The sequence below is a fragment of the Hymenobacter convexus genome, assembly GCF_030580955.1.
In the GTDB taxonomy this organism is placed as follows: Bacteria; Bacteroidota; Bacteroidia; order Cytophagales; family Hymenobacteraceae; genus Hymenobacter.
In genome coordinates, this window is the sequence record NZ_JAUQON010000013.1 from 149552 (window position 1) to 158022 (window position 8471).

Annotated in this window: 3 protein-coding genes and 2 tRNA genes; all 5 read right to left on the minus strand. The window is 63.4% G+C overall.

All coding sequences use genetic code 11. The features are described 5' to 3' along the window. Positions 1–3: 3 nt before the first annotated feature. Positions 4–5400 (minus strand): choice-of-anchor D domain-containing protein, encoded by a 5397-nt coding sequence (locus Q4S41_RS22030; RefSeq protein WP_305033302.1) that lies wholly within the window; start codon positions 5398–5400, stop codon positions 4–6. Between the two features lie 159 nt (positions 5401–5559). After that, positions 5560–6825 (minus strand): zinc dependent phospholipase C family protein, encoded by a 1266-nt coding sequence (locus Q4S41_RS22035; protein ID WP_305033303.1) that lies wholly within the window; start codon positions 6823–6825, stop codon positions 5560–5562. A gap of 138 nt (positions 6826–6963) precedes the next feature. Further along, positions 6964–7048 (minus strand) — tRNA-Ser (locus Q4S41_RS22040). Between the two features lie 75 nt (positions 7049–7123). Then, a tRNA-Ser gene (locus Q4S41_RS22045) sits at positions 7124–7210 on the minus strand. Between the two features lie 112 nt (positions 7211–7322). Next, positions 7323–8315, minus strand: coding sequence for a YihY/virulence factor BrkB family protein (locus tag Q4S41_RS22050; protein WP_305033304.1), 993 nt, complete (start codon positions 8313–8315; stop codon positions 7323–7325). Between the last annotated feature and the right edge of the window lie 156 nt (positions 8316–8471).

Here is an 8471-nt window from a genome sequence, read left to right on the forward strand (position 1 = left end):
TGCTTACTCCACCACCACTTTGCGCACCAGGGGCGTGCCCGCCACCGTCAGACGTAGCGTGTAAACGCCAGCGGCCAGGCCGCGCACGTCGAAGGCCTCATCGATGGCCTGACCGGCCGGCGCGCTCAGTGAGCGGGTGAGCACGGTTTGGCCCAAGGCGTTCACCAACGTAGCCGACACGGCTGCTTTGCTGCTGAGCATCGGCAGCTGCAGGTGGAACGAGCCCGAAGCCGGGTTGGGGAACAGCTGCACCTGGGCATTCAGCGCCTGAGCGGCCGTAGTAGCCAGCGCATTGGCCGCACGGAACTCAACCGAGAACCGGCCCGTGGCCGAAGTGCCGGCCATGGCGAAGGCGTAGCTGCTGCCGGTAGCCAGCACTGTGCGGGTGCCGGTGAGGGCGTCAATCAGCGTAGCGGTACCGGTGAAGTTGGCCAGGTCGGCTGCCTCAAAGCGGTAGCTGCCGGCCTGCGGCACGCGCACCGTAAGGGGCACCAGTACGGCGGTATTGCCCAGCACCGGCAGGCCGTTAATGGCCAGTTCCTGGCCACCGGCCACCGAAGCCAAGTTCAGGCCGCTGGGGTTGGCCAGCTTGGCGGCGTCGTATTCGGCATCGCGGGCGGCGGTGGCGCCGGCTTCGAAGTAGATGTAGGCTTCATCGAGGCCGGTGCTGGCACCGCTCAGCAGCAGTTGCAGTTGGGGGCGCGTGTCGGCGGTGCCGCGCCCGAAGGCCGGCTGCGTGCCGAAGGTGGCGACGCGGTTGGCGTTGGTCAGGTTCACGGCCCCGGTGCCGCCCACGGATGCCACTCGCACAAAATAGCCCGAGGCCGTCGGAATCAGCGGGGAGGCGCCTACGCCGTTGGCGTAGGTGCGGTAGCTGCCGCCGTACTGGCCGCTGCTCTGGAAGACGTACATGCCGGCTTCCATACCGGGGCGCTGGGCCAGGGTCACGGTGCTCCAGTCCAGCGGTGCCGGGTAGGGGTTGCCGAGGAACTGCCAGCCGCCCTCGGGGCTGGTGTAGGCCAAGCCCACGACGCTCTGGTTGCCGTTGTTCAGCAAGCCCACAAAGTCCACTAGCGCGGTGTTGGGGGCATTCACAGTGTAGCCGCGGTTCACCGCCATCGGCGCGCCGCTGGTGGGCGAGAACCAGCCCTTGTCGAAGCCCACGTAGGTCGAAGTCACGGTGGCCACGCGGCTCTGGTCGTAGCCAAACACGGTGGGGAAGGGCGTCACGGTGCTCGGCGTGGTCGAGGTGTTGTAAGTATTATTGAACGTGGGCGAGAAGCCAGTCGTGGCCAAGTCATCCACAGTGGTGTTGCTCACCGGGGCCGAGTAATGGCGGTAGCCGATGGCGTTGGCGCTGTTGATGTAGCGCTGCACGGTGGCCGTGCCGTTCACCACACTCCCGGCCGAGCCATTGTCGAGCACCGCCGTGCCAGCGGCCGAGGAAAGCAGCGTAAACGTCTGCCCGCCCGTGTTCAGGTTGCCAAGCTGCAGGGTCACCTGCTGGGCCACGGCCACGGCCTGGCTCAGGGTCACGCCCGCCGCGTTGGTTACGCCCAGGGCGGCCACTTGCGCGGGCAGTGCCGGGCCCGTCACCTGAGTCACCGTGCCGTTGTAGATGTAGGCCGCCGCCGGGCTGTAGCTGCGGCTACCCGAGAGCCGAATGGCCCCCAGGGCGCTCGTCCCGTAAATGCCGGCGGCATCGCAAATGGCCAATGCGCCACCGGCCTCCAGCACAAAATTGCCCGCACCCGTAATGGGCTGGCAGTTCTGAACGAACAAGCCATTGACCTGCACCGTGAGGGTACCCGCCACGGAGAGCGGACCAGTGACAATGGCATTGCCACCGGTGGCAATGGTGACGTTGTTGTAGTTGCCCGCGATAGGTACGGGCGAGGTTGGGCTGCCGGTGCTCACCGTCAGGTTGGGCAGCGCAGCGGCCACCGCGCTGCCGCTCAGGTTGATGACGTAAGTAGCTTCGTCACTGTCATTATTGACAATCGTAATTGCGCCGGTGCGGGTGCCCGGCGCCGTGGGCCCAAACACGGCCGACACCGTGGCCGAACTACCGGCCGCAATGGTAAACGGCAGCGCGGGGCTGTTGGCGGTGTAGTCGCCGGTAGCCGTTACGTTGGTAACCGTCAGCGTGGCGTTGCCGGTATTCTGCACCGTAAAGGAAACCGGGCTGAAGCTGCCCACCGTGGTGGTGGGGAAGCCGCTGTACGTGCTGCCGCTGGCGTAAGCCGTGGCGCCTTGCAGTACGTCAATTTCCGGGGCAGGCACAGCTTGGCCGCTGCCGGTCAGGTTCACGGTGTAGGTAGCGCCGGTGGTAGCGTCGGAGTTAATGACCAGCGTGCCGGTACGAGCACCCAAAACGGTGGGCGTAAATGTCACGCTCACGGTGGCCGTGCCGCCGGCCGCCACGGTGGTGGGGGCCGTGCCGCTCACGGCAAAGTCGCCGGTGGTGCTGATGCTGCTGATGGTGAGGGCGCCGGTGCCGCTGTTGGTCAGCGTGAACGTTACCGGTGCGCTGGTGGTCGCCAGCGTCTGGTTGCCGAAGCTGTAGGCGGTGCCGCCGCTGGGGTAGCTGGTAGCGCCTTGCGTCACCGCCAGCGTGGGCGCGGGCGCAGCGGCCGTGGTCAGCGTCACGGGCGTCGAGGCCTGGCTGGGGCTCGTGAAGCCGGTGTTGCAGTTCGACGTCACCGTCACCGAGTAGCTGGTGCCAGCCGTGAGGCCCGTCAGGCTCACCGGCGAAGCGCCCGTAGCCGTGATGGCCGTGCCGCCTGCCGTGGGCGTGGCCGTCACGGTGAAGGGGCCCGTGCCATCGGGCCCGGCGGCCACCGTCACATCGGCCGAGGTCTGGGTGATGTTGAGGAACGAAGGCGCTCCGGGGGCGCTGCACGCCACCAGCACAGCCGGGTTGGCCGTCACCGACAGGTCGTCCACGGCCAGGCCGTCATCGGCGTTCGAGGCATCGGCATCCACCCAACGGATGAAGAATGTAGCCCCGGGCGCAATGGACAGGCCGGTGATGGTGCCCGAAACCGCGGCGCTGTTGGCGGCCAGGTTGCCGTCTTTAGCACCGGTTGTTACCGTGTTCGGCGTCACGAAGTCGAGTCCGTTGAAATCAACAAAAGTGCCGGTGTTGGCGCCCGTGGCATTGGTGCTGTACTGGAAATCCAGCCGGTCGGTGCGGCCGGTCGTTCCCAGGCGCCACTCCTCGCCGGTGTAGCTGATGGCCAGGCTGGTAATGGTTTGGCCGGTGTTGTTGACGTATTGGCCGCCAAAGCGCGACGTAACCGAACCGCTCAGCAGGGTGCCCAGGGCCCGGTCGGTGGCACCGGTGCTGCCAAAGCTGTACGTGTCGCCCGAGGTTGAGGAGCCCGTGCCGGCCGTGTACGTGTCATCGGCGCCGGTGTCGGTTTCAACAAAATCGAAGCCGGTGGGCAGGGTCGTTTTGTTGGCAGTGCCCGTAGCCGCTAGGGAATTAAAATTCTCCGTCACGGGCGTATTCACCGCCGCGATGCTGATGGGCACCAGCGTAAACACGCCGGTAGCCGTCAGCGTCTGGTTGCCGGTGTTACCGCTCGGGGTGGTCACCGAAACCGGGTAGGTAGCCGTGGCCGACTGGGCCGGCGCCGTGATGCTGGCCCTCACCGTCGTCGAGTTGACAAACGTGGTGGCCAGAGTGGTTCCGTTGAAGCTCACCGTGGCGCCGCTCACGAAGTTGGTACCCGTGAAAGTAACCGTAGTGGCCGTGCCCGCCGTGATGGTGGAGGGGCTGATGCCGGTGAGCGTGGGCGCGGGCAGCGGGTTCACCGTGAAGGGGGCCGGCGCCGAAGCGCCACCGCCCGGCACGGAGTTCGTTGCCACCACGTTGTAAGTACCGGCGGTGGCTACATCGGCCGCCAGAATAGCCGCCGTGAGCTGCGTGGCCGACACGAACGTCGTGGCCCGGTCCGTGCCGTTGAAGCTAACCACCGTGCCCGCCACAAAGCCGCTGCCGTTCACCGTGAGCGTGAAGCCCGCGGCCCCGGCCGTGACCGACGAAGGCGCTAGGCTGCTGATGGCCGGCACCGGGTTCACGCCTTCGCCCTGCAGGTTGATGGTGTAAGTGGCTTCGTCCTGGTCGTTGCTGTTGATGACGAGCGTGCCCGAGCGCGTGCCCGTAGTCGTGGGCGAAAACACCACACTCACGGTCGCCGTGCTGTTGACGGCCACGCTGGCCGGCGTCGTCAGCCCCGAAACCGAGAAATCACCCGTCGTGGCAATGCTGCTGATAATTAGCGCATCGGTCGAGCTGGTGTTCTGAATGGTGAAAGTCACCGCCGCGCTGGACGCCCCCGTAGCGGTGCTGGCAAAGCCGCTGTAGGTACTGGCCGTGAGGTAGTCGTTGCCGCCTACCTGCACATTGATTTCGGGGTTGACCGAGGCACTCTGCCCCTGGCCGCTCAGGTTGATGACGTACGAAGACTCGTCGACGTCGCTGTTGGTGATGGTGAGGGTACCCGAGCGGGTACCAGCGGCCGTGGGCGTGAAAACCACGTTGAACGTGGCCGTGCTGTTGGCGGCCACCGTGGTGGGGGCGCCGGTGACGGAATAATCGCCGGTGGCCGCAATGCTGGTAATGGTCAGGGCCGTGCCGCCAATATTTTCAATGGTAAAAACCCTGGTGGAGGTACTCCCCACCAGCGTACTGGCGAAGCCGCTGTAGGTGCTGCCGGTGAGGTAGGTCGTGGTGCCGTCGGTTACGTTGATTTCGGCCGTGCAAATGTTGGGCGCAGTGCTCGAATTGCGGGGAGTTGGCGCGGTAGCCGTGAAATCGGCGCCGTTGTTGTTGTTATCGTTGCACCCGGCGCCGGCCCGCAGCACGGCGGTGGTGTTGCTGGGCGCTGGCGCGGCCGTGGCCCCCTCGTAGGCAGTGGCCGCAGCCCCCACAAAGTCTACCACATTGGCCGAAAAAGTTGAGTTGGGCCCGGTCGAGGCGGTGGCCACGGTGCTGTTGTTCACCAACGCCACGCGGAAGCCGCTGGCGCCCATGGCAATTGTTCCCGTGGCATCGGGCGTGGGCAGGTTGGTGGTGCCGCCGGCGCCCACCGCTTCCTGAATGAGGTAGTATTTGCCGGGCTGAATGGTGCCCGAAAGCGTTGTGGAGTTGGCGGTTGTAAAGGCCGCGCCCGTGCTTGCATACTGCACCGTCCACCCCGTCACGTTGACCGGTGTGTTGCCCCGGTTAAACAGCTCGATGAAGTCGTTTTTGTAGACGGACCCTGAATTACCACCACCGCCATACGCCTGGCTGATGACTATCTGGGCCCGCCCCGTGAGGGGCAGCAGCACCAGTAAATAACAAAGTCGCAGCCAGCGGACCGGCCGGTTTTGGGTAAGTAGTTTGCTCATACAAGAACGGTAAGAGTTAGTGAAACAGGTGAAAAAATAAACCAGGCACTGCGACGAAGCTACGGCATTGCCCCGGTAAATCAACCGGTTGAGATTACCGCAACTTTGTGTCTAAATTAGGAAATTCAGACACAAAGCCATGGGTATTTCCAAATATTGTTATTGCCTCAGCGCCCGTAGTTGCCTCAGGGCCTCCTGGGTTTCCTTCTCTTTGTCTCCCTCCTTCTCCTCCTCCGATTTCGGCTGCTTCGGCGTGGTGCCATAAAAGGCCAGAATGTTTTGGCGCGCGGCCGGGCTCAGGGCTTCAAAATTCTTCTTGGCCAGCTTGCGCACCCAGTCGCCGTAGGTTTCGTCGGCCAGGCCGTACTCGCCGGCGTGGGTGGGCTTGCCGGTGTCGAAGTCGGAATTGACGAGGGGGAGCGGGGCGGCGGCCGTGTCGGCCGGCTGGCGGCCGATGTTGGCGCAGTAGCTGGCCATCACCTTGCGGAAGCTGGCCCGGAAAATCTTCTCGGCCTCGGGCGTGGGCAGCTTGAAGGCAAAGGGCTTGAGCGGACCAATCTTGGGCAGCACCCGGATGAAATACGAGATGATGCGCGCGCCAAAGCCGGGCTTTTTATAATCGTTGCCATACTCCTTGCGGAAGGCCCGGGGGTGGTTGCGCGCCATGTAGTCGCGCCGCCGGGCGCCGGGGCTGAGCTTCATAATGTCCTTGCGCTTGTAGTGCCAGGCCGCCCGCGCCGCCTGCGGAATAAGCTGGCTCACAGCAAAGCGGAAGCTGGCAATGCTCAAATCCACGTTCACAATCACCTGGCCCAGCTCCAGCCCGTAGGTTTTCAGGAAGGCCCGCTCCAGCGGCGCCTTGCTCACCTTGAAGCCGATTTTCTGGTGGTAATCCTGGCTGTGGTATTTGCCGCTGGCCAGTTGCACCACATCGAAGGAAAACTCCAGCTGCCCGTGCTGCACCTTGCCCTGCTCGTAGGTCACCACGTCGCCGTACTTAGCCTTCAGGTCGGGGTACACCAGCGGCACGGCCCGGTTGGTGCCTTCGGAATGGCCGTTGAGGTCGGCTGAGTAGTGGGCCAGCGCGCCCAGGGCAAAGGCGTAGTCGTTGCGGTCCTGCGCTTCCAGAATCAGGTTACGGATAAAATCGCCGGAGCGCACGTAGTGCGTCAGATTCGTAAACAGCACCGAGCCAAAGGGATAGTACCCCATGTCCTGAATAATGGCCCCACCGTAGGCATACGCCTTGGCATCAATCAGCTCCTCGGGCGTGGTGGTGGGGTAGCGCTTCATGATGGCCGGCACCAGGCAGCGCTCCCAGGTCGAATCGATATTGGCTTCGTGCGTCAGCACGGCGTAGCCCGCGGCGGGGCGAGCCGAAAAGGCCAGCAGTACCGCTAGCAACAGGAAATAAATGCGCGACATGCAGAAAATAAGTAAGCCCGACGCTGGGAGTCGCGTCGGGGTCTTGCAACGGCAAACCCCGCACTTCTGTTTTGCACCCCGCTCCCACCGCCCGGCCCCAAACGCAAACGGCCCACCCAAGGGGTGAGCCGCTGCTTGCAGAGAGCGAGGGATTCGAACCCCCGGAGGTTTGACCCTCAACGGTTTTCAAGACCGCCGCAATCGACCACTCTGCCAGCTCTCTGGGTCAATTGTGTTGTTGCGCCGGGTACGTCTGGTCAACAAAAAAGGCTTTTTCCGGCGCAGAAAAAGCCTTTTGTAGAGAAGGGGGGATTCGAACCCCCGATACCGTTGCCGGTATAACGGTTTTCGAAACCGTCGCATTCGACCACTCTGCCACCTCTCTATACAGGCCCCCGAGTGATTGGGGAGTGCAAAAGTAAAAAGGAAAGCGGAATGAAAAACCCGCTGCGCGAAAAAAAATCAAACTTTTTGCTACCGCTCTGAGTGCCAGCGCGTCATTTTGCCGGTTCGGCCCCGCGCTGGGCGGCCAGCTGCTCGCGCATCATCTGGCGGCGGCGGCCGGTGATGGCGTCCATGCTCACGTTCACTTCGAAGCCGATAATCAGCGTCATACACACAAACTCAAGCCAGACCATGAAGCCCACCAGCGCCCCAATGGAGCCATAGAACGTGTTGTAGGAGTTGAAAATGCGGACGTAGAGCGTGAAAAGAAACGACACCAGAAAAATGAGCAGCGTGGCCACCACCGCCCCGGCCGAGAGCAGCGGCCACTTGTCGTGCACGGGCGGCACGAAGTAGTAAATCACGCAGGTCGTGCTCAGAAACAGCCCCACCAGCGAGCCGTAGCGAATGAGCGTGAGCACCAAATCGGTGAACCGCTCGGGCACGATTTCATAGAACACCAGCCCATCAATGAGGTAGGTGCCGAAGAAGATGCCCGCGATGGCCAGCACGAGTATCAGCGACAGCACAAAGGTAAGGGCCGTGGCAATCATGCGCTTGCGCAGGTAGCTGCGGTGCTTAAACCACGGGTACTTCTTCTCAAACGCATCGAGCAGCGCCATGATGCCGTTGGAGCTGAGCACCAGCGCCGTCACGAAACCGAACGAGAGCAGGCCGCCGTGCGGAATGTTCACGATGTCCTCGATGGTGCTGGCCGTGGCCGCGTACAGCTCGTGCGGCATGAAATCGGCCAGGAACTGCAGGATGTCCACGTTCAGGTTCGGCACGGGGATGTACGGAATGAGCGTGAACAGGAAAATAATGGTCGGAAACAGCGCCACCGTGAGGTTGAAGGCCATATAGGCGGCGCGCTTTTCCAGCGAGTCCAGCCGCAGCTCGTGCAGAATGCGGTCGAGCACGTCGTAGAGCGAGGCGTGGCCGCCGGGCAGCCGCAGCCGCTTCAGGCCCACAATCATCCGCCGGTAGGTGCGCTGCTTGCGCACATCGGGGAAGCGGGCTCGGCTGATGGCGGCGGGGGCTTTCAAGGGGACAGTTACGGGTGATTAGATATAGAACGTCATGCTCATCTGGCGTGCGGGGGGGCGGAGGGTTTCTTTTGCGGGTGTAAATTTCATTTTTTTGGCGGTAGAGGTACTTCGGCTGCGCGGACGCCTGATTAGGGTGATGGGCTCCTTTCTGTT

Coding starts and splice junctions, on each gene's coding strand:
- Q4S41_RS22030 (WP_305033302.1), bottom strand. CDS start 5,400: ATGAGCAAACTACTTACCCAAAACCGGCCGGTCCGCTGGCTGCGACTT.
- Q4S41_RS22035 (WP_305033303.1), bottom strand. CDS start 6,825: ATGTCGCGCATTTATTTCCTGTTGCTAGCGGTACTGCTGGCCTTTTCG.